Below are 20703 nucleotides of genomic sequence, written 5' to 3'. Positions count from 1 at the left end.
CGAGGCGCTACTCGGGCAGCAGGCCTGACCAGAGGACGCCGAGCGCCAGGCAGGCCAGGGTCAGCAGGCCGAAGAATCCGACCCAGAGAATCGCCGGTACGCCGGTGAGGCGGCGAAGCTGGTCCGCATCGGAGCTTCGGCCGCCGCCGTGGCGACGGGAATGCTGCAGCTCCAGTACCGCGCGCGGTGCGGCGAGCAGCAGGAACCAGGTGAGCAGGTGCGCGAAGCCCGACTGCACCTGCTCCGAGCCCCACCAGGAGACGCCGAAGACGATCGCGCCGAACGCGAGCACCGACCAGAGACCGAAGAGGTTGCGGATCTGCAGGAGCAGCAGAAGCAGTGCGAGCAGCAGTCCCCACAGGAGCGCGACGGCGTAGCCGCGGCTGAGTGCGAAAGCCGCGGCGATGCCGAACAGCGCCGGGCCCGGATAGCCGACCAGGAGGACGGCGATCATGCCCGCGCCGTCCGGCTTGCCGCGCGACACCGTCACGCCGGAAGTGTCGGAGTGCAGGCGGATACCGGCCAGCTGCCGGCCGACGAGGAGCGCGATCAGACCGTGTGCGCCCTCGTGGGCGATCGTGACCACCTGCCGGGTCTGCCGCCAGACCGGCCGCCAGGCGATCAGCAACAGCGCGAAGATGCCCGTCCCGACGACGACGCCGACCGAGGCATCCGGCTGCACTGTCGTGATGTTGTCCCAGACCTCGCCCATCAGCACATCCTTGCAGGCAGCCGGTGAGGCTCCGGAATTGCCCGGGTGGGACAGCGAGGCGTTGACATCGTCCAAGGGCCGCAGGACGGTGGAGGGATCGCGGCCCAGGGGAGGGGCCGCCTCGCTTGGGGGAACCATGTCTCAGCCTCGTAAGACCGCCAGCAGGCCCGTTCGCAAGGCCCGTAAGCCGGTGCAAATCGTGGAGTCGGGCGCCGTCCCGCTGCCACAGTTCCTCGCGTCGGCCGGGACGCTGACGCTGGGCCAGCGCAAACTGCTCATCGACCAGGCATTGCTGCTGCTGGAGCAGAACTACGTGCATTTGCAGCTCAAAGTCGCCATGCACGCTGTCAATCCCTTGCAGCGTTTGCGGGTGATGCGCGCAAGGATCGAACGGCAGACCGCCGAGTCGATGGAAGCGGAATGGATTTTCCACCGGCAGATGTCGAGCATCTTCCATTCCGTCCGCGACCTGCACACCAACTACCTGCTGCCGGTGCCGTTCGCCGGCCAGCTCGCCTTCCTGCCGTTCCTGATCGAGAAGTGTTTCGACCAGACCGGTGAGCACTACCTGATCACCCGGACCGTCACCGGCTACGCCGCTCCCCAGTTCGGGCCCGGCGCCGAGGTGACGCACTGGAACGGTACGCCGATCGCTCGCGCGGTCGCCCTCAACGGAGCCCAGTTCGCCGGCAGCAACGACGCCGCCAACCTGGCGCGTGGGCTGGAGTCCCTTACGCTGCGCCCGCTGGTGATCCAGTCGCCACCGGACGAGGAGTGGGTCACCTTGAGCTACCTCGGTCTCGACGGTTCCGCCCAGGAGTTGCGGGAGCAGTGGAAGGTGACCACCAACCTGCCGCCGATGACCGATCTCGACGCCCTGTCGCCGGCCTCCGCCCTGATGGGCCTCGACCTGGACTCCGACGAGAAGGCCCGCGCCAAGAAGGCGCTGTACGTCGGGCACGTGGTGGAACTCGAAGGTGGCCGGAGTTCCGCTCAGCTCAGCAGTCCGGTCGCGGCGGGCGGCACCGACCTGCCGACCACGATGCCCGGCGTCTTCCGCGCCCGTGAGGCCGTCACCGCGCACGGCACCTTCGGGCACCTGCGGATCTTCACGTTCAGCGTCACCGACCCAGTCGCCTTCCGGGACGAGTTCGTCCGGCTCGCCGCCGCGCTGCCGCAGAACGGGCTGATCATCGACGTCCGCGACAACGGCGGCGGGCACATCTACGCCAGCGAGTTCACGCTGCAGACCCTGACGCCGCGGCACATCTCGCCCGAGCCGGTCCAGTTCGTCAGTACGCCGCTCAACCTGCGGATCTGCCGCCGGCACAAGGACAACCCGTCCGGGATCGACCTGGGCCCGTGGTTCGACTCGCTCGACCTGGCCACCGAGACCGGCGCGGCGTACTCCGCGGCGAAGCCGATCACTCCCGAGGACGGGGCCAACGCGATCGGCCAGACGTACTTCGGGCCGGTCGTGCTGATCACCGACGCCCGGGTCTACTCGGCGACCGACATCTTCGCCGCCGGCTTCGCGGACCACCGGATCGGCCGGATCATCGGCGTCGACGACAACACCGGCGCGGGCGGCGCGAACGTCTGGACCCATGGGCTGCTGGCAACGTTGCTGAACGAGCCGCCGCCGGCGGACCCGACCTCGCCGTACGAGGCGTTGCCTAACGGCGCGAACATGAGGGTCTCGATCCGGCGGACGCTCCGCGTCGGCGAGCTCTCCGGTACGCCGGTCGAGGACCTCGGCGTCCGCCCGGACTCCACCCACCAGATGACCCGGAGAGACCTGCTGGAAGGCAATGCCGATCTCCTCGACGCCGCCGGTGCCGAACTCGCAGCGATGCCCAACCGGCGATTGGACGTCGCGACGTCGCTGGCCGGCAGCACGCTCACGGTCGACCTGACCACCGAGGGACTCGATCGCGTCGACCTGTATCTCGACGACCGGCCGATCAGTTCGGAGGACCTGGCCGGCGCTCCGCTCAGCATCAACATCCTCGAGGTGACCGCAGGTCAACTGCTGCGAACCGACGGCTTCGCTGCCGGTGAGTTGGCGGCCTCACGACGGATCGTGGTCTGACCGCAGGTGTCCGAGCCCACCAGTGGTGGGCTCGGACACCTGGCGAACGTGACCGATCAGTGGTCGGACGGAGGAGGCGCGGTGGCCGCCAGCTCCTCGTCGGCACGGATCAGATAGGGCTCACGACCCAGTACCAGCCTGGCGGCGGCGGCGCCGATGTCGAAGTACAGACCGACGAGTTCCAGCCGGCCGGCTTCTTCGGCTTCGCGGACGCAGGCGAAGCTGCGCAGATTCTCCAGCTGGACCGCCACGTTCGTGACGGACAGCTTGTCGGCCGGTGAAAGCTTGATGCCCGTCACCGGGTCGACGATGTCGGGCATCGCGGCCGACCTGCGGACCGACACCTCGAGATGCTTCAGCCAGCTCTTGAGGCCGGACCCGTTCTGGAGCGACTGGTCCAGGTCGGCTTCGTCCAGCGCCGCCCCGGCCGCGCCACAGTGTGAGTGACCGCAGACCACGATCGACGCGACGCCCAGGACCTCGACCGCGTACTCGACGGCGGCGTCGACGGAGTTGCTGTTAGACCCGTACGGCGGAACGAGGTTGCCCACGTTGCGGACACAGAACTGGTCGCCCGGGCCGGTGGTGGTGATCATGTTCGGCACGATCCGCGAGTCGGCGCAGGTGATGAACAGTTGCGTCGGCTGCTGCCCGTCGGCCGCGAGCCGCGCCATCATCGGCCGGATCGGATCGGCCGACGCCTCGAACTCGCGGATGCCGTCCAGCATCGCGGCGCGCTGGTCGACCTCCGGCACCACCTGGCCTTGCTGCCAGGGGATGATCCGGCGTTCGGTGTCGTCCCGCAGCGCGGCCCGGAAGGCCGACCGGTTCAGCACCACCGAACCACCGCGGGCGAGGTGCCCACGCCGCCAGTCCTCGATCGCCTCGTACGCCGCGTGGTCCAGGTGGTTGACCCGGAGGTCGACCCGCACCGGTGCCCCGGCCGGGATCGTGCGCAGCGAGCGGACCAGCGACGCCACTCCGAGGAAGACCAGCGTGCCGCGGATCCGGACGATCCACTCACCGTTCTCCTCGGTCACCGTGACTGTTGCCTTGGCCAACCGGTAGAGCACCCGGGCGAGCGCGAGGACCAGCCCGGCGAGCACCCCTTCGGCCAGTCCGAGCACGGCGACGCCGGCCGCGGTGACGACGTACACGATGAGTTCGTCGTGGCGTTTCAGGGTGCGGATATGCGCCAGCTGGACCAGCCGCAGGCCGGTGACCAGCAGGACGCCGGCCAGCGCCGCCATCGGGATCAGCTCGAGCATCGCGCCCGCGGCGAGCACGAAGACCGCGATCCAGACCCCGTGCAGGATCGCCGAGGCGCGGCTTCTGGCACCCGCCGCGACGTTGGTCGAACTCCGCACGATCACACCGGTGACAGGCATCCCGCCCAGGGCGCCGGAGATCGCGTTGGCGGCGCCCTGGCCGATCAGCTCACGGTCGAGGTTGCTCCGTTTGCCGCGATGAAGCTTGTCCACGGCAACGGCCGAGAGCAGCGACTCGACACTGGCGACGAGCGCGACGGTGAGGACGGCCGTCGCGACTGCGAGCGCGCCGCCACCGGGCAGGGTCGGTGGGATCAGCTCTTTCAGGGGCTCGTCCGGCAGGCTGACCCGGGTGACGTCGACCATGAACGCGGCGGCCAGCGCGGTGACGGCGACCACGGCCACCAGCGGCGCGGGAACGATCCTGACCCGCGGCAACCGCGGCCAGACGAGCAGGATCACCACGGTGAGGATGCCGACCAGCACGGACCACGGGTGGTGGGCCATCAGTTGCTCTGGAAGCCCTGCCAGGTTGGCGATCAGGGAACTCTGGGCCTGCCCGCCGAGCACCACGTGCAGCTGCTGGACGGCGATGGTGACGCCGATCCCGGCCAGCATGCCGTGCACCACGGCGGGGGAGAGGGAGAGGGCGAGCCTGCCGATGCGGGTGACGCCCAGCAGGATCTGCAGAAGGCCGGCGGCGCAGGTGATTCCCGCGGTCGCGGCCCAGCCGAACTGCGTGGCCAGACCGGCCACGACGACCGTGAGGCCGGCGGCCGGGCCGCTGACCTGCAAGGGGGAGCCGCCGAGTGCGCCGGCGACGATGCCGCCGACGACGGCGGCGACGAGTCCCGCGATCAGCGGGGCTCCGGATGCGGCTGCGATCCCCAGTGACAAAGGGATCGCGATCAGGAAGACGACCAGCGAGGCCGGTACGTCATGGCGAACGACTGTCCTCCACGAGTTGCCTGGCTGGGCAGGCTCCGGCGTGGGAGGTGAATGGTTGGGAGAGATGCTCGGCACGGGTCCTCCGGCGTTGGGTGCTGACAGCAACAGAACGTCGAAACAAAGAGTGTCGATCTGGTTACTGATAGTACCGGCCGGATCAAGGCCGGACGACCAGTGATTCCGATTCGTTGTCCTCAGCACCGAATAGGGTGGACCCGGCGCCGAAAAGCAACGATCCGGAGGATGAGCGAGTGGACCTGCAACTGGCCGGCAAGACCGCAGTGGTGACCGGGGCGAGCAAGGGGATCGGGCTGGCCTGTGTCGAGGCGCTCGCCCGCGAGGGCGTGGCGGTGACCGGCATCAGCCGGGACCCGGACAACCTTGCGGCCGCCCGTGAGGAGCTGGCTGCCAAGGGATTCACCTTCGTGACCGAGGCGGTCGATCTGACCGATCCGGAGGCGTCGGCCGCCGTGTTCGGGCGGATCGGGGTGCCGGACATCCTGATCAACTGCGCCGGGGCGGCCCGGCAGCTCCCGCCGGCCGAGCTGACCAGCAAGGCGCTGCACGCGGCGATGGAGGCGAAGTACTTCACCTACATGCACGCGACCGAGGCCGTCGTCCGGGAGATGGCCGAGCGCGGCAGTGGCTCGATCGTGAACGTGGTCGGGCAGGGCGGCAAGGTGGCGAACCCGTTGCACATCGGCGGTGGAGCGGCCAACGCGGCGCTGATGCTGGCGTCGGTCGGCTACGCCAAGGCCTACGCCGATCGCGGCGTCCGGGTGAACGTGATCAACCCGGGCCTGACCCGCACCGGACGGGTCGACGACCGGCTCGAGGCCGCCGTCCGCGCCACCGGCCGGCCGAAGGAGGAACTGGCCGCGGAGCTCGTCGCCGGTATTCCGATCGGCCGCGCGGGTGAGCCGTCCGAGGTCGCCGACGTCGCGGTCTTCCTCGCCTCACCCCGGGCCGCCTACGTCACCGGCGCCGTCATCACGATGGACGGTGGCGCCACGTCGTCGATCTGAGGGTGAGCCGTCTGCCGATCGACTGCCGATCACAACGGCTTTCTTGACAACATTAGTTGTCGGTGACAGGCTCGAACGCATGGAAGACGTGGTGGTGATCGACGACCCGGCCGCCGCCGGGGTCTCGCTGGACCCGGTCAGGGCGCGTCTGCTGGCCGAGCTCGCGGTGCCGGGTTCGGCCACCACGCTGGCGACCACCCTGCGTCTGCCGCGACAGAAGCTGAACTACCACCTGCGCGCGCTGGAGAAGCACGGCCTGGTCGTGCTCGTCGAGGAGCGCAAGAAGGGCAACTGCACCGAGCGGGTGCTGCAGGCGAGCGCTTCGGCGTACGTGATCTCGCCGCAGGTGCTGGGCGGGGTGCAGCCTGACCCGCTGGTGTCCCCCGACGGGTTGTCGGCGCGATGGTTGCTGGCGCTCGCGGCGCGGACGTTGCGGGAGGTCGGTCAACTGCTGGCCGGGGCGCGCAAGGCGCGGCGCAAGCTCGCCACCTTCGCGATGGACGGTGAGGTGCGTTTCGCCTCGGCGTCCGACCGGGCGGCCTTCGCCGACGAGTTGGCCCAGGCGATGCGGGTACTGGTCGCGAAGTACCACGACGAATCCGCGCCGGGTGGCCGCAGCCACCGGCTGCTGGTGGCCGTCCATCCGAAACCTACCGAACCGAAGATCGCCGACCCGAGAACTGGCGAGCCGGAATCCGTGCAACAGCAGACGAGTGGAGAACGACGATGACCGTGGAGCGCCGGATCGAGGTCGAGGTCCCGCTGGACGCGACCCCCGAACAGGTCTGGGACGCGATCGCGACGGAGGCCGGGCTGACCGCGTGGCTGTTCCCGATGGACCCGTCGCCGAGCGCCGCCGGGCCGGGCCCGGACAGCGGCGTACTGCGCTGGGAGCCCGGCCACGGTTTCGCCGTCCGGACCGAGACGGGCGCGTTCGAGTACCTGATCGAGGCGCGGGACGGCGGATCGTCGGTCCTGCGGTTCGTCCAGAGCGGATTCGAGGGGGACGACTGGGAGGCGGAGTACGAGGCGACCGCGCGCGGCTGGGACCTCTACTTCCACACCCTGCAGCTCTACCTGTCGGGCTTCCCGGGGGAGGCCGCCACCTATGTCGTTGCCGAGGGCCCCGCCTGGTCGGGGACGCCGGAAGCGTGGAGCAAGCTGCGCGCGGCGATCGGCGGCGAGGTCGGTGACAAGGTCGAGCTGGACGTGCACGGGCTGGGGACGGTCGTCGGCGAGGTCGACTACGCCGGCCCGAGTCACCTCGGCATCAGTACCGATCACGCCCTGCTGCGCTTCCACGACCGCAGCCTGCTCGGCATGCCCGTTGCCCTCGGCCACCATTACTACGGGCCCGGCCAGGACGCCGAGCGCCTGGAAGAGGCGTGGCAGTCCTGGCTGGCCGAGTTCTATCTCACCGCTCAGTGATGCAACCGCTCCTTCCTGGTACGCCCGGGACGCGGGTGCAGACCGTCGCGGCGATGGTGCCGGCGGGAGAGCGTCAACGGCCCCTCGAGTCGCGGAGCCGCAGGCCGCTCCACCCGTACTGCGGTCTGCGCTAGCCCGAGTCGCGGCGGCTGCATCCAGGGTGAGCGGGTCCGTGGCCTGACCACGACCACGCGGAGCCGGCCGGTCCGGGCGAGTTTGATCCCGATCGCGACCGTGGCGACAGCGGGGATCATCCCGGCCAGCAGCAGGGCGGTCCGCGCACCCCAGTGCTGGGCGATCCAGCCCACGGTCGGGCCGCCGATCGCGCCGCCACCGATGAAGACCAGGTTGTAGATGCCGGCGACCCGGCCGCGGAGCCCGTCGGGGGTGGTCAGCTGGACCATCGACTGGGCCGCGGTGAGAAACATCAGCGTGGCCATCCCGAGGGCCGCCAGCAACGGCAGGAAGGTCCACATCGACGGCTGGAGCGCGGCGACCATCTCGGTCACCGCGAGGATCGAGGCGATCCCGACCAGGTTGCGCAGCCTGGTCGGCCGGACCCTGCGGGCCGAGAGCAGCGCTCCGGCGAGCGCGCCGACCGCGACGACGGAGTTCAGTACGCCGTACCCGGTGGCGCCGATGTGGAAGACCCGGTCGGCGAAGGCGGTCAGCGTCACCGGCAGGCTGATCGTGAACATGCCGTAGATGCCGACCAGGGCGATCGCCCAGCGAACGGCCGGCTCGTGGAAGGCGTACCGCACACCGTCCCGCAGACCGTCGCGGATCCGCATCCCCGCGCTGGCCCGGCGAGCAGCCTGCAGGCCGGGCATCTCGTGCTCGCGCATCATCAGCAGGGCCGAGATCGAGCCGAGGAAGGTGACCGCGTTGAGCGCGAACGCCCAGCCGGTACCGATCGTGCCGAGCAGCAGACCGCCGAGAGCCGGCCCGATCAGGCTGCCGAGCTGGAAGGTGGAGGAGACCATGCTGATCGCGTTCCGCAGCCGCTCCTTGCCGACCAGTTCGGTGACGAACGACTGGCGGGTGGGGTTGTCCACGGCGGTCGCGAGGCCGAGGAAGAGCGCCAGCGCGTAGACCTGCCAGACCTGGACCGAACCGGTGAGCGCCAGCACGGCCAGCACGGCGGCCGCGAGTCCCATCGTGGCCTGCGTGCAGAGCAGGATCCGGCGCTTGGGGAAACGGTCGGCGATCACCCCGCCGTACAGGCCGAGCAGGAGGGTGGGCAGGAACTGCAGGGCGGTGGTGATGCCGACCGCGGTGGCACTGCCGGTCAGGGTCAGAACCAGCCAGTCCTGGGCGATGCGCTGCACCCAGCCGCCGGTCGAGCTGACGAAGAGGCCGCTGACCAGGAGCCGGAAGTTGCGGACCTGGAGGGCGCTGAAGGTGTCGCGGAAGCCCGGCCGCCTACCGGAGGCGGGACTGTGAGCGGTGCTGCGGTGGGTGTGGAAATCGGGGACGGGGTGGACAGAACCGGTGGCCCGGGTGGTCAAGAGTCATCCCTAGGGAAGTGGACTTGGCAGGGGAGGTCGTCACCATCCTCACGGCTCGAGACCGGATTCCGACAGCGAATCACTCCTATTAGTCTTATTGCGTCCTGCAATGACCTCGGCGGTTGAGGAGTGATGGTGACCTACGATCCGGACCAGCTGCGGACGTTCCTGGCGGTGGCGCAGTCGCTCAGTTTCACCCAGGCGGCGGAGCGGCTGGGCATCCGGCAACCGACGGTCAGCCAGCACGTCCGCAAGCTCGAGACGGCGGTCGGCCGGCCGCTGTTCGTGCGGGACACGCGGACCGTGACGCTGACCGCCGACGGTGACGCGATGGCGGGTTTCGCCCGGACGATCCTGGCCGCCCACGAGGAGGCCGCGGGCTACTTCACCGGCTCGGAACTGCGCGGCCGGCTGCGCTTCGGAGTCACCGACGATCTCGCGCTGACGCCGTTGCCGCGGATCCTGCGCGACTTCCGCCAGCTCTATCCGCGGATCGACCTCGAGCTGACTGTTGCCCAGAGCCCTAATCTGCTGCGGCGGGTCGAGTCCGGCCATCTGGATCTCGCCTACGTCAAGCACAGCCTCGGTGGTGGCTACGAACCCAACGGCCGCGTCGTACGCCGCGACCCGCTGGTCTGGGCCGGTATCTCCGGCACCCGCATCGCCCCCGACGGCCCGGTCCCGCTGGTCGCCTACCAAGCGCCGAGTATCAGCCGCTCGCTGGGCGTCCAGACGTTGGAGCAAGCCGGCCGATCCTGCCGGATCACCTGCATCGTCCGGGGCGTCAACGGAGTACTCGCCGCGGTCCGGGCCGGCCTGGGCATCGCCATCTTCGCGCGCTCGTTGATGCCGGCCGACCTGGTGGAACCGCCGCCCAGCGCCGGCCTCCCGGAACTCCCGGCCATCGACCTGGTGCTGATCACCAACCCCCGGGCCGCCAAGGAGCCCGCCGAAGCTCTGACCGCTGCCATCCTCGGCAGCAACGCGCCGCTCAAACCGGCCGACTAGTTGCCGCCACCGAGCACCTGCTTGCTGCTGCGCGAATCGGGAGGGGCGCCCTAGCGGCTCAGCGCGTCGCCTCGGAGCACGAGGGCGAGGACGCTGACCGCCGCGACCGCGATGGTCACCAGGAACGGCGCGTTCTTCCACAGCACGATCACCAGCAGCAGCACGGCGACCACCGCGAGCGTGAGCCAGCCGACCACGCCCACCGCGCCGGCGGGTGCGACGACCAGGAGCACGGTCGCGGCGGCGAGCGGCAGCGGAGCGGCGTACCGGGCCAGGTGTCCCAGTCGCTGCGGCCAGCCTCTGACGCCCGTCGCCAGGTCGTCGGCCAGATCCGGTACGACGTTCGCCAGGTGCGCGCCGACTCCGAGCAGCGCGGTGGCGGCCGACGCCCACCACGGCGCCCAGGTGCCGAACGTGCCCTGCGTGACGAAGGTCGGCAGCAGGCCGAAGGCCACGGCGTACGGGAGCCAGGAGATCCGGGTCGACTTGAGGCCCAGGTTGTAGGCCCAGGCCGACGCGACGAAACCCAAATGGGCGAGGCCGGCGAGCACGCCACTGGCCAGCGAGAGCGGGATGCAGACCGCCGCGGTCAGGGCGGCGCCGGCCCAGACGGTGCGGCGACTCACCAGTCCGGCCACGATTGGTTTGTCGTTTCGGTGGACACTGGTGTCGCGAGATGCGTCAATCGCGTCATTGCTCCAGCCGATCGAGAGGTGGCCGGTGAGGACTGCTGCGGCGACTAAGAGGCATCCGGCGGCGTTCCGCCCGGCGGACCAGGCAACGACGGTGACCAAGGTGGTGACGGCAACGGTCGGACCCGGATGGCACGCCATCGCGAGACCTCTGACAGGGCGCAGGACGACGTTCAACCGGCTCACCGACCCAACGATGCCACGATGACGCGGATCGCCGCGGTGCAGGCCGCGTTGCCGCCGCACCGCTACGCCCAGGAAGAAATCACCGCGGCCTTTGCCGACATCTGCCTGCCCGACGGCAAGGGGATCGGTCTGCTCCGCCGCCTGCACGAGAACGCCGGGGTCTCCTACCGGCATCTGGCGCTGCCGCTGGAGCGGTACGGCGTACTGAAGGACTTCGGCGAGGCGAACGACGCCTGGATCTCGACGGCCGTCGACCTCGGCGCCGAAGCCGTCTCGGGCGCGCTGGCCGCGGCCGGGCTGAGCGTGGACGACGTCGACATCCTGATGTTCACCACGGTGACCGGTATCGCCGCGCCGTCGATCGACGCGCGAGTGGCCGTCCGGCTCGGACTGCGGGAGGACGTCAAACGGCTGCCGTTGTTCGGCCTCGGCTGTGTCGGGGGCGCGGCCGGCATCGCGCGGTTGCACGACTACCTCAAAGCCTGGCCGACTCATGTCGCGGTGCTGCTGTCGGTCGAGCTGTGCTCCCTGACGCTGCAGCGCGACGACTCGTCCCTGCCGAACCTGGTCGGCGGGGCGCTGTTCGGCGACGGAGCGGCGGCGGTGGTGCTGACCGGTTCGGATCACCCGGCGGCCGCCGGCCCGTCCGTGGTGGCGACCCGCTCGCGGCTCTACCCCGACTCCGAGCGGGTGATGGGCTGGGACGTGGGATCGGGCGGTTTCGGGATCGTGCTCGGTGCCGAGGTACCGGAGGTGGTCCGGAAGTACCTCGGCGGTGACGTGACCACGTTCCTCGCCGAGCACGACCTGACCGTCGCGGAGATCGGCACGTGGGTCAGTCACCCGGGTGGGCCGAAGGTACTGGAGGCCGTCGCGGCGACCCTGGAACTGCGGCCGGGTGCGCTCGACCTGACCTGGAAATCGCTCGACGCCGTGGGCAACCTGTCGTCCTCCTCGGTGCTGCACGTGCTCGGTGACACCCTGAGCCTGGATCCTTCGGGGATGGGCGTGTTGCTCGCGATGGGCCCAGGTTTCTGTTCCGAGCTCGTACTTCTGGAGTGGTGATGGACTCGTCGTTGTGGTGGTACGTCGTGCTGGTGCTGGCCGTCGGGCTCGAACGGGTGGCCGAACTGGTCGTCTCGCTGCGCAACGCGAAGTGGAGCTTCCAGCGCGGCGGAGTGGAGTCGGGCCAGGGGCACTATCCGTTCATGGTGCTGCTGCACACCGGGTTCCTGGCCGCCTGTCTGGTCGAGGCGATCGTGGCGGACCGGCCGTTCGTCCCGGCGCTCGGCTGGTCGATGCTGGCCGTCGTGCTGCTGGCGCAGGGGCTGCGGTGGTGGTGCATCGGGGTGCTCGGACCGCAGTGGAACACCCGCGTGATCGTCGTACCAGGACTGAAACTGGTTGCCGCGGGCCCATACAAGTGGTTGCGTCATCCGAACTACGTCGCGGTGGTGGCCGAGGGGATCGCGTTGCCGCTGGTGCACACGGCGTGGGTGACGGCGGCGGGGTTCCTGCTGCTGAACATCCCGTTGCTCGCCGTCCGCATCCGCACGGAGGAAGCGGCGCTGGACTCCGCACTGACCAAGTGATCGATCTCCTCGTCGCGGGCGCCGGTCCGGCCGGGGCAGCCACGGCGATCCGCGCCGCGATGGCGGGGCTGTCGGTGGTCGTGGTCGAGCCGCGGCCGGCGCCGATCGACAAGGCTTGCGGCGAGGGCATCGCGCACAGCGCCGTCGAGTACCTGTCGCGCCTCGGCGTCGCGCCGGCCGGCCGGCCGTTCTTCGGCATCCGGTACCTCGACGCCAACCATGTGGTCGATGCGCGCTTCCGCTCGGGGCCGGGCCTCGGAGTACGCCGTACGACGCTGCAGCGCGCGTTGCTGGATCGCCTTGCCGAACTGGACGTCCCGGTCGTCCGCGGTCGCGTCGAGGCCATCACCCAAACCGCGCACTCCGTCACCGCCGCGGGCTTCACCGCCCGCTACCTGGCGGCCTCTGACGGACTCCACTCTCCGATCCGCCGTCAGTTGGGCCTAGGGGAGTCGACCGGCCGCCGCCGACGCGCCGGCGACCTTGGCTTCTTCTCGTCCCACGATGCGGGGCAGCCGCGTCGCGGGCTTCGGCGGCACTACGTCGTCCGTCCTTGGAGTGAGCTCGTCGAGGTCTACTGGTCTTCTCTGGGTGAGGCCTACGTGACGCCGGTCGCCGACGACCTGGTCGGCGTCGCCGTCCTCACCTCGGCCCGAGGCTCGTTCGACTCTCATCTCGAAGCGTTTCCCGCGCTCAGACGCCGCCTCGCCGGTGCACCGGAAGCATCCGCGGTGCTGGGTGCCGGTCCGCTTCGTCAACGAGTGCGCGGACGGGTGGCCGGGCGCGTGCTGCTGGTCGGTGACGCCGCCGGCTACGTCGACGCGCTGACCGGTGAAGGAATCGCCGTCGCGCTCCGCACCTCGGCGGAACTGGTCCGCTGCGTCCAGGCCGACCGGCCCGCCGAGTACGACGCGGCTTGGCGACGGGTCTCGTGGGAGTGCCGCTTCCTCACCGGTTCGTTGCTCTGGGCCCGCAACAGTTCGTTGCTCGCTCCCCGCATCGTGCCGGCGGCCGCGCGGCTGCCGGGAGTTTTCGGTGCCGTCGTCAACCAACTTGCCTGAGCGCGGAACGCGCGCTGGCCCGGCGATCGCTCAGACGACCGCCGGGCCGACCCGCGACCGAGCATCCTGGTGAAATGCTCGCTCGGGTTGCTCCAGCCTCCTGGTGAAAGGCTGGAACGAGCTGCCCCAGCCTCCTGGTGAAAGGCTGGGACAAGTTCTCGGTGTTTCTGAGGTAAACAGTGCCAGCCGGATGTTGCCCGTCCGTTGCCGGAATATGAAGCCTTGTTACCTGGGCCTGTGGCTTACGTCTCAGTGTTCGGTCCGCACGGCGGCGATCTGCAGCTGCAGGGCCAGCCGTTCGCGCGGACTCGTCAGGTCGAGTCGTGCGATCTCCCCGATGCGTTTCATCCGGTGCCGCAAGGTGTTGGTGTGCAGATGCAGCTGCCTGGCCGCCTGCTGCGGTTGGCCCGGATAGTTGAGCCAGGCCTGCAGGGTGTCGACGAAGGCGGTGTCGTGCTCGATGTCGTGGCGGAGCAGAGTCGCCAGCGGCCCGTCGAGCTTGGTGGTGTCGAGGGACGTGACCGCCCGGTGAACCGTCAGGATGTGCCACGCCTGCTCGACCCGGAGTGCTGGGCCGGGCGCGAGCTCACGGCGTACCAGGCCTAGTAGCTCGACCGCCTCCGCTCGGGAGCTCGGGAGGTCCGCCGCGCCACGGGCACGCCCGCCGGCTGCGGCCGTCGTACCCGGGGAGTCCTTGGCCAGGTCCATGACGAGCTTGCGGAGCCAGCGCCACGAGCCGGGGCCGTCGCCGTCCGAGACGACTGCCAGGACATTGCCGTCGAGGTCAGCCAGTTGCGGCTCGCTCCAGCCGTGGCGGCGACCAGTGGACTCCCACAGATCCAGCTCCTGCGGTACGTCGTACTCGCCTGGTGAGCCGAGGGCGACTACCCGCCAGGGCGGCGGTGGCAGCCGCACGTCGAGTGGAGTGTCGGGAGAGAACTGCCGCAGTACGGTCCGCAGGCGGTCGATGGCGCTACGCCTGGCCACGTCCGCCTGAGCCCTGAGCCGCAGTAGGTGCAGCGCAAGCACCGACGCAGCCTGACTGAGCTCAGCAGTGACCTCTGCGCTCACCGGCCCGTCCACCACGGCCCAGATCGAGCCCAGCCACTCACCGCCGGCCCGAACCGGTACTACGAGTCGCGGGCGGATGCCGTTGGGACCGTCAGGCACCAGGAACGGCTCGCTCGACCTGGCAAGACGCCGGAAAATCCCTCGAGCCCTGAAGTGCGCGATGACCTCAGCGGGCACCCTCCGGCCGACAATCGTCGACACTCGGGTCGGGTCGGTGTCACTGACGTCATGGAGGCTCGAATAGGCCAGCACCCGAGACTGGTTGTCCTCGATCGTCACTGGAGCATCGACGATGGCCGCGGCGGCGTCGGCCAGTGCGAAGAGCTCTTGGTGTACTCCGGCGTCACCCGCCGTGGGGGAGTCGGGAGCCGCGGCCCTGTCGATCACGCCTCGCAGTAGCCAGACCACGTGGGCCCAGGTGACAGTCGGCTGCAGTGCGACCAGGGTGAGCAGCCACTTCTCAGCCTGAGCCACCACGGCCGGGTGATAGGCGAGGGTGGTCCGCAAAATGATGGCCGAGGCATTGCCGGCGGCACAGCGCTCCAGCAGTTCCACGGCCTCCTCCGGGCTGCCCAGGCCGAAGCCGAGCACCAGGTCGCCCGGCTGACCGGTCGCGGATTCCTGCGGATCGGCGAGGAAGACATCGCGCACCTCGCCGTCGCCGTGCCCGGCCACGACGATCTCGAACAGGGCCGGTCCGACGGCAAGGACCAGGTCAGGGACGGTGATCATGAAGGTTATTGTGCTCTTGCCACTGTCATCAGTGCCAGCTGTGGTGCGACCGCACCATGACAGCGGTTCGGAGCGGCCGCACCATCGATACATGGTCGCTTCCGTGCAAGGCAATCACCTCGTCCCGGACCGGGTCGCCGTAGTCGGCGCCGGCATGGTCGGTCTCTCCACCGCCTGGTTCCTCCAGGAGGCGGGGATCGAGGTCACCGTGCTGGATCGTGAAGGCGTCGCCGCCGGTGCTTCCTGGGGCAACGCGGGCTGGCTGACCCCCGGCCTGGCGACCCCGCTGCCGGAGCCCGCCGTGCTCAAGTACGGCATCGGCGCGGTGCTGAGCCCGTCCTCGCCGGTCTACGTGCCGCCGACGGCGAGCCCGCGACTCATCTCGTTCCTGACCCGGTTCGCTCGCAACAGCACCGCCGGTCGCTGGAAGACGGCGATGGAGGCGCTGGTGCCGATCAACCGGCAGGCGCTGAACGGGTTCGACGCGCTCGCCAAGGCGGGGGTCGAGGCCGAGACCTACGAGGCCAAGTCGTTCCTGGCGGCGTACCGGACCGAGGCGGAGCGCACGGTGCTGCTCGAGGAGATCGAGCACATCCACGCGGCCGGCCAGGGGATCGAGTTCGAGGCGATCACCGGCGACGACGCCCGCGAGATCGAGCCGTCGCTGTCCGACGAGATCGGCGCGGCCATCCGGCTGCACGGTCAGCGCTTCATCAACCCGGGCGAGTACGTGAACATGCTGGCCGACTCGGTCCGCGCTCGCGGCGGAGAGATCGTCACCGGCGTGGCGGTGAAGGACATCGTGGACGAGATCCGCGGCGTCCGGATCGTCACCGCCGACGGCGAGAGCACGCCGTACGACGCGGTCGTGATGGCCACCGGCGCCTGGCTGGGCGATCTCGCCCGGCAGTTCGGCGTGAGGACCGTCGTCCAGGCGGGCCGCGGCTACAGCTTCAGCGTCCCGATCGCGCACGTCCCGGCCGGCCCGGTCTACTTCCCGGCCCAGCGAATCGCCTGTACGCCGCTGGGCGACCGGCTGCGGGTCGCCGGGATGATGGAGTTCCGCAAGCCCGACGCGAAGCTCGACCCGCGCCGCATCGAGGCGATCGTGGAGGCGGCCCGGCCGCTGCTGCGGGACGCCGACCTGGACGCTCGTACCTTCGAGTGGGTCGGCCCCCGCCCGTGCACCCCGGACGGCCTGCCGCTGATCGGCGCCACCGCGTCGCCCCGCGTCTTCGCTGCCGGCGGTCACGGCATGTGGGGCATCACGCTCGGCCCGATCACCGGCCAGTTGCTCGCCGAGACCATCACCACCGGCCGTACGCCGGAAGAACTGCTGCCCTTCAACCCACTCCGCTGACCTCAGCCGCTGGCCGACAACTGAATCGCGGAACCACCTGAGCCCCCTCCGAAGGCGGGCTCCACCCAACAGACCATCTCGAGCTCCCGTCCCGGCTGAGCCGTACCCCAGCCGTCTCACCGCGACGGGACCAGGCGGCCTCCTTCGGGAGACCACCAGCCGGCCCTGCATCTCCAGGGCTCCGGCAGCACCACCCGGGCCGCTGTGACTCCACAGCTGCCCGGCGGCACCACCCCGGTACTCCGTGACCCTGCGGAGCCGGCGCACACCCCAGGTCCGCTCACCACGGCACCTGGCAGCACCACCCGGGCTTCAGCCAAGACGGCCCGGCGCACCAGGCAGGCTCCATCACCAGGGCCTGTTCGCAGTACCGGCCCCACCTCACCGGGAGCCGCAGCAAGACCGGTCCCAGCCACAGCGGGACCGCAGTAGCACCGGCGACGTCCCGGCCCCTGTCGGGAAGCCACCGGTACGGCGGACCTCCGCAAACCAGCGGAACCGCCGGCACCACCGGCAGACCTCCGCAAACCAGCGGACCTGCCCGCACCACCCGGCGCCCGCAGTACGCCTGCTCCTCGGACGCCGGTCGGCAACACCGCGACTCCCACCCTGCTGGGAGACCGCGGCGCAGTATCCGGGTCCCCGCGAAGCCTCACTCACGGGAACCCGGCAGCGGTCCTCACCCGAGCGCCTGGCGGGACCGTGCGTGCTAGACCCGGCTCCCGCGATGCCGCGCGGGAGCCGGCCGCACCACCCGGCAGTCCTCTTTGCGGAAGGGCGGCCGGCGCACCACCCAGCGGTCCTCTTATGCGGAAGGACGGTTGGCGCACCACCCAGCGGTCCTCTTATGCGGAAGGACAGCTGGCACCACCAGCAGTCCTCGGGCGGGAGGGCTGCGGCACCACCAGCGGTCCTCGGGCGGAGGACCGCGGCACCACCTGCCTCGGCCATCGAAGCCCGAGCCAGAAGAGGGCGTGGCTCCCGATCGGGAGCCACGCCCTACTCAATTCCGCCGACCGGCGGCTACTCCCACTCCCAGCGCAACCCGACCAGCCCCGGCGCGACGTCCGAGTCAGCGCGATGCACGCCGTTCGTCGATCCCACCAGCACCTCGCGGACTCCCTGGTCGGGCGCGTTCTCCCGCCGTCGGCTGTACCGGAAACAGCGGGCCGGCAACGCGTCCGGGTCGAACTGCACCTGGAGCAGATAGTCGCCGGTCTCCGCCGGAAACGCCCGGTGGTAGTGGTCCGCGCGGACTCCGGGCCCGAACCGCGTCTCGTACTCGACGGCCGCCGTCTCGCCGGTGTCCAGCACCCGGTCGAAGATCAGCTCGGCCACCAGGAACTTCTCGTCGGGATCGGACCGGGTCCGCCCGATCCGGCAGTTCCGTACCGGATGCACGGTCGGCAGCCCACCCTCGCCCTCGTCGTTGTGGTAGACGAACACGCTGCGGGAGACCTTGTCGGCGGTGGCGCGAACGACGGCGCGGGTGACCAGGGAGACCGCGCCCCGGTCCGGGCCGATCGTGAACAGGTCGTGCAGGCTCACCCGGTACAGGATGTTGTGGACAGGGGTGGCGACGGCCTCCAGCAGCCCGTCGAGGCTGCCGGTGTCCGACCAGACGTCGGCCATCTGCATCGTGCCCGGTGGGTGGTCCAGCCAGCGCCCGCGCGGGCGGCGGGGGCCGAGCTGGGCGGTGAGCGCGTCCGCGGGAAGGCCCAGGATGCCCTCGAGCGCCTCGACGGCCAGCAGCGAGGCGGGGCGCTCAGGCCGGCTGCGGCCTCGTCGCCAGTACGCCAGAGTGGTCTGGCTGACCATGATGTTCTGCTCGGCCAGCTGGGTCTGGATCTGCTCCAGCCGCAGGCCGCTGGCCTCGATCGCCAGGTGCAGGGCGGCGGAGAACGGGCCGGTTCGAAGCACATGGGCCAGTTCCCGGCCGATGATCTGCTCTCCCATGCGCAGAGTATCCGCCTCCGATCGCCGGTTGCCGAGCCCTGACGCGCCGGGACGGCCCGGCCGGGGCGCTGACTGCGCGCCCCGGCCGGACCGAACGGATCAGGAAGCGGACAGGGCCACGTCGTCGACGACGAAGCTGGTCTGCAGCGACTGGTCCTCGACGCCGTTGAACTTCAGCGTCACCGTCTGGCCGGCGAACTGCTTCACGTCCAGAACCTTCTCGACGTAGCCGGCGGCCTTGTTCAGGTTCGAGTACGTCGCGACCGCGGTGCTGCCGAGCGAGACGGTCAGCTTGTCGTACACGACGTTCTCGGTCTCGGCCGTGTCGATGTGCAGCCAGAACCGCAGCGTCACCGTCGCACAGCCGGAGGGGATGGTCACCGACTGGGACGCGTAGTCGGTGTGGCTGACGCCCTGACCGCCGAGCCACGCGTACCGGGTGCCGCCGTGAGCGGCCTGCTGCGACCAGCTGCCGATGACGTTGGCGTTGGCGGTCCACGGCGTGCTGCCGCTCTCGAAGCCGGGGTTGCTGACGACCTGCGCCGCGGTGCAGCCGCCGGAACCGCCGACGGTCCAGGTGAAGGTCGTCTGGCCGGTCTTGTTGGCTGAGTCGGTAACGGTCACCGTCACGTTGGACGTGCCCTGCGTGGTCGGCGAGCCCGTGATCTTGCCCGTGCCCGAACCGATGGACAGCCCAGCCGGCAGACCCGAGGCGCTCCAGGTGTACGGCGTGGTGCCGCCGGACGCCTGCAACTGGAGGTTCGCCGTGCCGCCGACGGCGGTGGACTGGTTGCCCGGGCTGGTCACCGACGGGCCGGCCGGAGTACCGCCGCCGATGAAGCCGGTGTAGAGCAGCACGTTCGGCGAACCGGAGTTGATCCCGGTCAGCTTGCCCGTGGTGCCGTTGTTGACGAGCGCGTCCCGGACCTGCTGCGGCGTGGCGTTCGGGTTGGCGCCCAGGTAGAGGGCCGCCGCGCCGGCGGTGTGCGGCGACGCCATCGAAGTACCGGTCATCGTCGCCGTGCCCGTGTTGCTGCTGTAGGAGGCCGAGATGATGTTGGTCCCGGGAGCCCAGATGTCCAGGCACGAGCCGTAGTTGGACGGGCCGGTACCGGTGTAGCGGGCATCCGAGATCGTGCTGTTGCCGACCGTGATGGCAGCCGCCACCTTCTGCGGGCTGAAGAAGCACGAGTCGTCGTTGTTGTTGCCCGCGGCCTGCACGAACTGAACGCCCGAGGCGATGATCCCCTTGACCGCGTTGTCCAGCGCGTCGCTGCTGCACCGGGAGCCGCAGCCGACGCTGTAGTTGACCACGGCCGGCTTCACCGCGTTGGACTTGATCCAGTTCATGCCGGCCAGGATCTGGTCGTTCTGGCCCGAGCCCTGACAGTTCAGGATGCGGACGGCCGCGACGTTGGCCTTCTTCGCGACACCGTAGGTGGTGCCCACGGCGGTTCCGGCGACGTGCGTGCCGTGGCCGTGACAGTCGGCCGGGTTGCTGTCGTTGTCGATGTAGTCGATGCCCTGCTTCACCCGGCCGGTGAACTCCTGGTGGTTCGGGTTGAGGCCGCTGTCCAGGACGTAGACCGTGACGCCCTGCCCGGGGTTGGCCGGGTACGTGAACGACTTGCTCAGCGGCAGGTCGCGCTGGTCGATCCGGTCGTTGCCCCAGTTCGGCGGGTTGTTCTGGGTGTCGACGACCGTCATGGTCTGGACCTGCTCGACGTACGCGACGGACGGGTCCGCCGCCAGCCGGCGCGCCTGGGAGTCGGTCATCCGGGCGGAGTAGCCGCCGAGCACCTGGTCGTAGACGTAGCCGACCGAGCCGCCGAACTTGCCGGCCAGACCGTCCGCGCGGGTCCGGAGGGCCGCGGCGCGCACCTTGCCGGCGGGGGCGTCCTTCAAGGCGACGATGTACTTGCCCGACACCGCGGTCGGGGTGCCCGCGTTGCGGACGACTCCCTCGGCGGCCTGCGCGGCGGGCGCTGCCACGGTGACGAGACCGATCGCGACGGCCGCGGCGGTCAACGCACGCGCTGTTCTGTTCCTCATGCCTGGTTCTCC

General features: G+C 70.1%; 16 protein-coding genes. 9 read left to right on the top strand and 7 right to left on the bottom strand.

Features of this window, described 5'->3' with window-relative positions:
- Window positions 1-7: 7 nt before the first annotated feature.
- Window positions 8-712, bottom strand: a complete 705-nt coding sequence (locus tag OX958_RS23410) for a M50 family metallopeptidase (protein WP_270131387.1) — start codon at window positions 710-712, stop codon at window positions 8-10.
- A 190-nt stretch (window positions 713-902) separates the two neighbouring features.
- Between OX958_RS23410 and OX958_RS23405 the strand changes: the two genes are divergently transcribed.
- Window positions 903-2804 carry a S41 family peptidase gene (locus tag OX958_RS23405; protein WP_270131386.1) on the top strand — a complete coding sequence of 634 codons (1902 nt, stop codon included), beginning with the start codon at window positions 903-905 and terminating at the stop codon, window positions 2802-2804.
- 56 nt (window positions 2805-2860) lie between these two features.
- Here OX958_RS23405 and OX958_RS23400 read toward each other — a convergent pair whose 3' ends face one another.
- Window positions 2861-5095 carry a bifunctional SulP family inorganic anion transporter/carbonic anhydrase gene (locus tag OX958_RS23400; RefSeq protein WP_270131385.1) on the bottom strand — a complete coding sequence of 745 codons (2235 nt, stop codon included), beginning with the start codon at window positions 5093-5095 and terminating at the stop codon, window positions 2861-2863.
- 176 nt (window positions 5096-5271) lie between these two features.
- Between OX958_RS23400 and OX958_RS23395 the strand changes: the two genes are divergently transcribed.
- The 3 genes from OX958_RS23395 (at window position 5272) to OX958_RS23385 (ending at window position 7473) form a co-directional block, all read left to right on the top strand.
- Window positions 5272-6045: an SDR family oxidoreductase gene (locus OX958_RS23395; RefSeq protein ID WP_270131383.1), complete on the top strand. Its 774-nt coding sequence runs from the start codon at window positions 5272-5274 to the stop codon at window positions 6043-6045.
- Window positions 6046-6124: 79 nt separating this feature from the next.
- Window positions 6125-6775: a winged helix-turn-helix domain-containing protein gene (locus OX958_RS23390; RefSeq protein ID WP_270131381.1), complete on the top strand. Its 651-nt coding sequence runs from the start codon at window positions 6125-6127 to the stop codon at window positions 6773-6775.
- The gene (locus OX958_RS23385) at window positions 6772-7473 is read left to right on the top strand and encodes an SRPBCC family protein (protein ID WP_270131379.1); all 702 of its coding nucleotides are present in this window, start codon (window positions 6772-6774) and stop codon (window positions 7471-7473) included. The genes OX958_RS23390 and OX958_RS23385 overlap by 4 nt, the downstream gene beginning before the upstream one ends.
- Here the strand turns inward: OX958_RS23385 and OX958_RS23380 are convergent.
- Window positions 7467-8981, bottom strand: a complete 1515-nt coding sequence (locus OX958_RS23380) for an MFS transporter (protein ID WP_270131377.1) — start codon at window positions 8979-8981, stop codon at window positions 7467-7469. The genes OX958_RS23385 and OX958_RS23380 overlap by 7 nt on opposite strands.
- A 132-nt stretch (window positions 8982-9113) precedes the next feature.
- On the opposite strand from OX958_RS23380, the gene OX958_RS23375 reads away from it, so the two are divergent.
- Entirely contained in the window at window positions 9114-9989 is an 876-nt protein-coding gene (locus OX958_RS23375; RefSeq protein WP_270131375.1) for a LysR substrate-binding domain-containing protein, read from the top strand.
- A 50-nt stretch (window positions 9990-10039) separates the two neighbouring features.
- On the opposite strand, the gene OX958_RS23370 is transcribed toward OX958_RS23375, so the two are convergent.
- A complete protein-coding gene (locus tag OX958_RS23370; RefSeq protein ID WP_270139134.1) occupies window positions 10040-10822 on the bottom strand; it encodes a UbiA family prenyltransferase in 783 nt (260 codons plus the stop codon).
- A gap of 63 nt (window positions 10823-10885) precedes the next feature.
- Between OX958_RS23370 and OX958_RS23365 the strand changes: the two genes are divergently transcribed.
- Genes OX958_RS23365 through OX958_RS23355 form a run of 3 tightly spaced genes read left to right on the top strand, consistent with a single transcriptional unit; the run spans window position 10886 to window position 13520 of the window.
- A complete protein-coding gene (locus OX958_RS23365; protein ID WP_270131373.1) occupies window positions 10886-11932 on the top strand; it encodes a type III polyketide synthase in 1047 nt (348 codons plus the stop codon).
- Window positions 11932-12459 (top strand): isoprenylcysteine carboxyl methyltransferase family protein, encoded by a 528-nt coding sequence (locus OX958_RS23360; RefSeq protein ID WP_270131371.1) that lies wholly within the window; start codon window positions 11932-11934, stop codon window positions 12457-12459. Before OX958_RS23365 ends, OX958_RS23360 begins: the two co-directional genes overlap by 1 nt.
- Window positions 12456-13520 (top strand): NAD(P)/FAD-dependent oxidoreductase, encoded by a 1065-nt coding sequence (locus tag OX958_RS23355; RefSeq protein ID WP_270131369.1) that lies wholly within the window; start codon window positions 12456-12458, stop codon window positions 13518-13520. Before OX958_RS23360 ends, OX958_RS23355 begins: the two co-directional genes overlap by 4 nt.
- 249 nt (window positions 13521-13769) lie before the next feature.
- Here the strand turns inward: OX958_RS23355 and OX958_RS23350 are convergent, their stop codons facing one another.
- Complete coding sequence (locus OX958_RS23350; protein WP_270131367.1) at window positions 13770-15323, bottom strand: PucR family transcriptional regulator; 1554 nt, start codon at window positions 15321-15323, stop codon at window positions 13770-13772.
- Window positions 15324-15414: 91 nt separating this feature from the next.
- Between OX958_RS23350 and OX958_RS23345 the strand changes: the two genes are divergently transcribed.
- The gene (locus OX958_RS23345; protein WP_270131365.1) at window positions 15415-16683 is read left to right on the top strand and encodes an NAD(P)/FAD-dependent oxidoreductase; all 1269 of its coding nucleotides are present in this window, start codon (window positions 15415-15417) and stop codon (window positions 16681-16683) included.
- A gap of 1023 nt (window positions 16684-17706) precedes the next feature.
- Here the strand turns inward: OX958_RS23345 and OX958_RS23340 are convergent.
- A complete protein-coding gene (locus OX958_RS23340; protein WP_270131364.1) occupies window positions 17707-18639 on the bottom strand; it encodes an XRE family transcriptional regulator in 933 nt (310 codons plus the stop codon).
- A gap of 99 nt (window positions 18640-18738) precedes the next feature.
- The gene (locus OX958_RS23335) at window positions 18739-20691 is read right to left on the bottom strand and encodes a S8 family peptidase (protein WP_270131362.1); all 1953 of its coding nucleotides are present in this window, start codon (window positions 20689-20691) and stop codon (window positions 18739-18741) included.
- Window positions 20692-20703: the final 12 nt, after the last annotated feature.

It is taken from the genome of Kribbella sp. CA-293567 (genome assembly GCF_027627575.1).
Classification (GTDB): domain Bacteria; phylum Actinomycetota; class Actinomycetes; order Propionibacteriales; family Kribbellaceae; genus Kribbella.
The sequence above is the reverse complement of the archived record's forward strand: the minus strand, read 5'-3'. Positions and strand labels throughout refer to the sequence as shown.

Coding starts and splice junctions, on each gene's coding strand:
- OX958_RS23410 (WP_270131387.1), bottom strand. CDS start 712: ATGGGCGAGGTCTGGGACAACATCACGACAGTGCAGCCGGATGCCTCG.
- OX958_RS23390 (WP_270131381.1), top strand. CDS start 6,125: ATGGAAGACGTGGTGGTGATCGACGACCCGGCCGCCGCCGGGGTCTCG.
- OX958_RS23385 (WP_270131379.1), top strand. CDS start 6,772: ATGACCGTGGAGCGCCGGATCGAGGTCGAGGTCCCGCTGGACGCGACC.
- OX958_RS23375 (WP_270131375.1), top strand. CDS start 9,114: ATGGTGACCTACGATCCGGACCAGCTGCGGACGTTCCTGGCGGTGGCG.
- OX958_RS23370 (WP_270139134.1), bottom strand. CDS start 10,822: ATGGCGTGCCATCCGGGTCCGACCGTTGCCGTCACCACCTTGGTCACC.
- OX958_RS23365 (WP_270131373.1), top strand. CDS start 10,886: ATGACGCGGATCGCCGCGGTGCAGGCCGCGTTGCCGCCGCACCGCTAC.
- OX958_RS23360 (WP_270131371.1), top strand. CDS start 11,932: ATGGACTCGTCGTTGTGGTGGTACGTCGTGCTGGTGCTGGCCGTCGGG.
- OX958_RS23350 (WP_270131367.1), bottom strand. CDS start 15,323: ATGATCACCGTCCCTGACCTGGTCCTTGCCGTCGGACCGGCCCTGTTC.
- OX958_RS23345 (WP_270131365.1), top strand. CDS start 15,415: ATGGTCGCTTCCGTGCAAGGCAATCACCTCGTCCCGGACCGGGTCGCC.
- OX958_RS23340 (WP_270131364.1), bottom strand. CDS start 18,639: ATGGGAGAGCAGATCATCGGCCGGGAACTGGCCCATGTGCTTCGAACC.
- OX958_RS23335 (WP_270131362.1), bottom strand. CDS start 20,691: ATGAGGAACAGAACAGCGCGTGCGTTGACCGCCGCGGCCGTCGCGATC.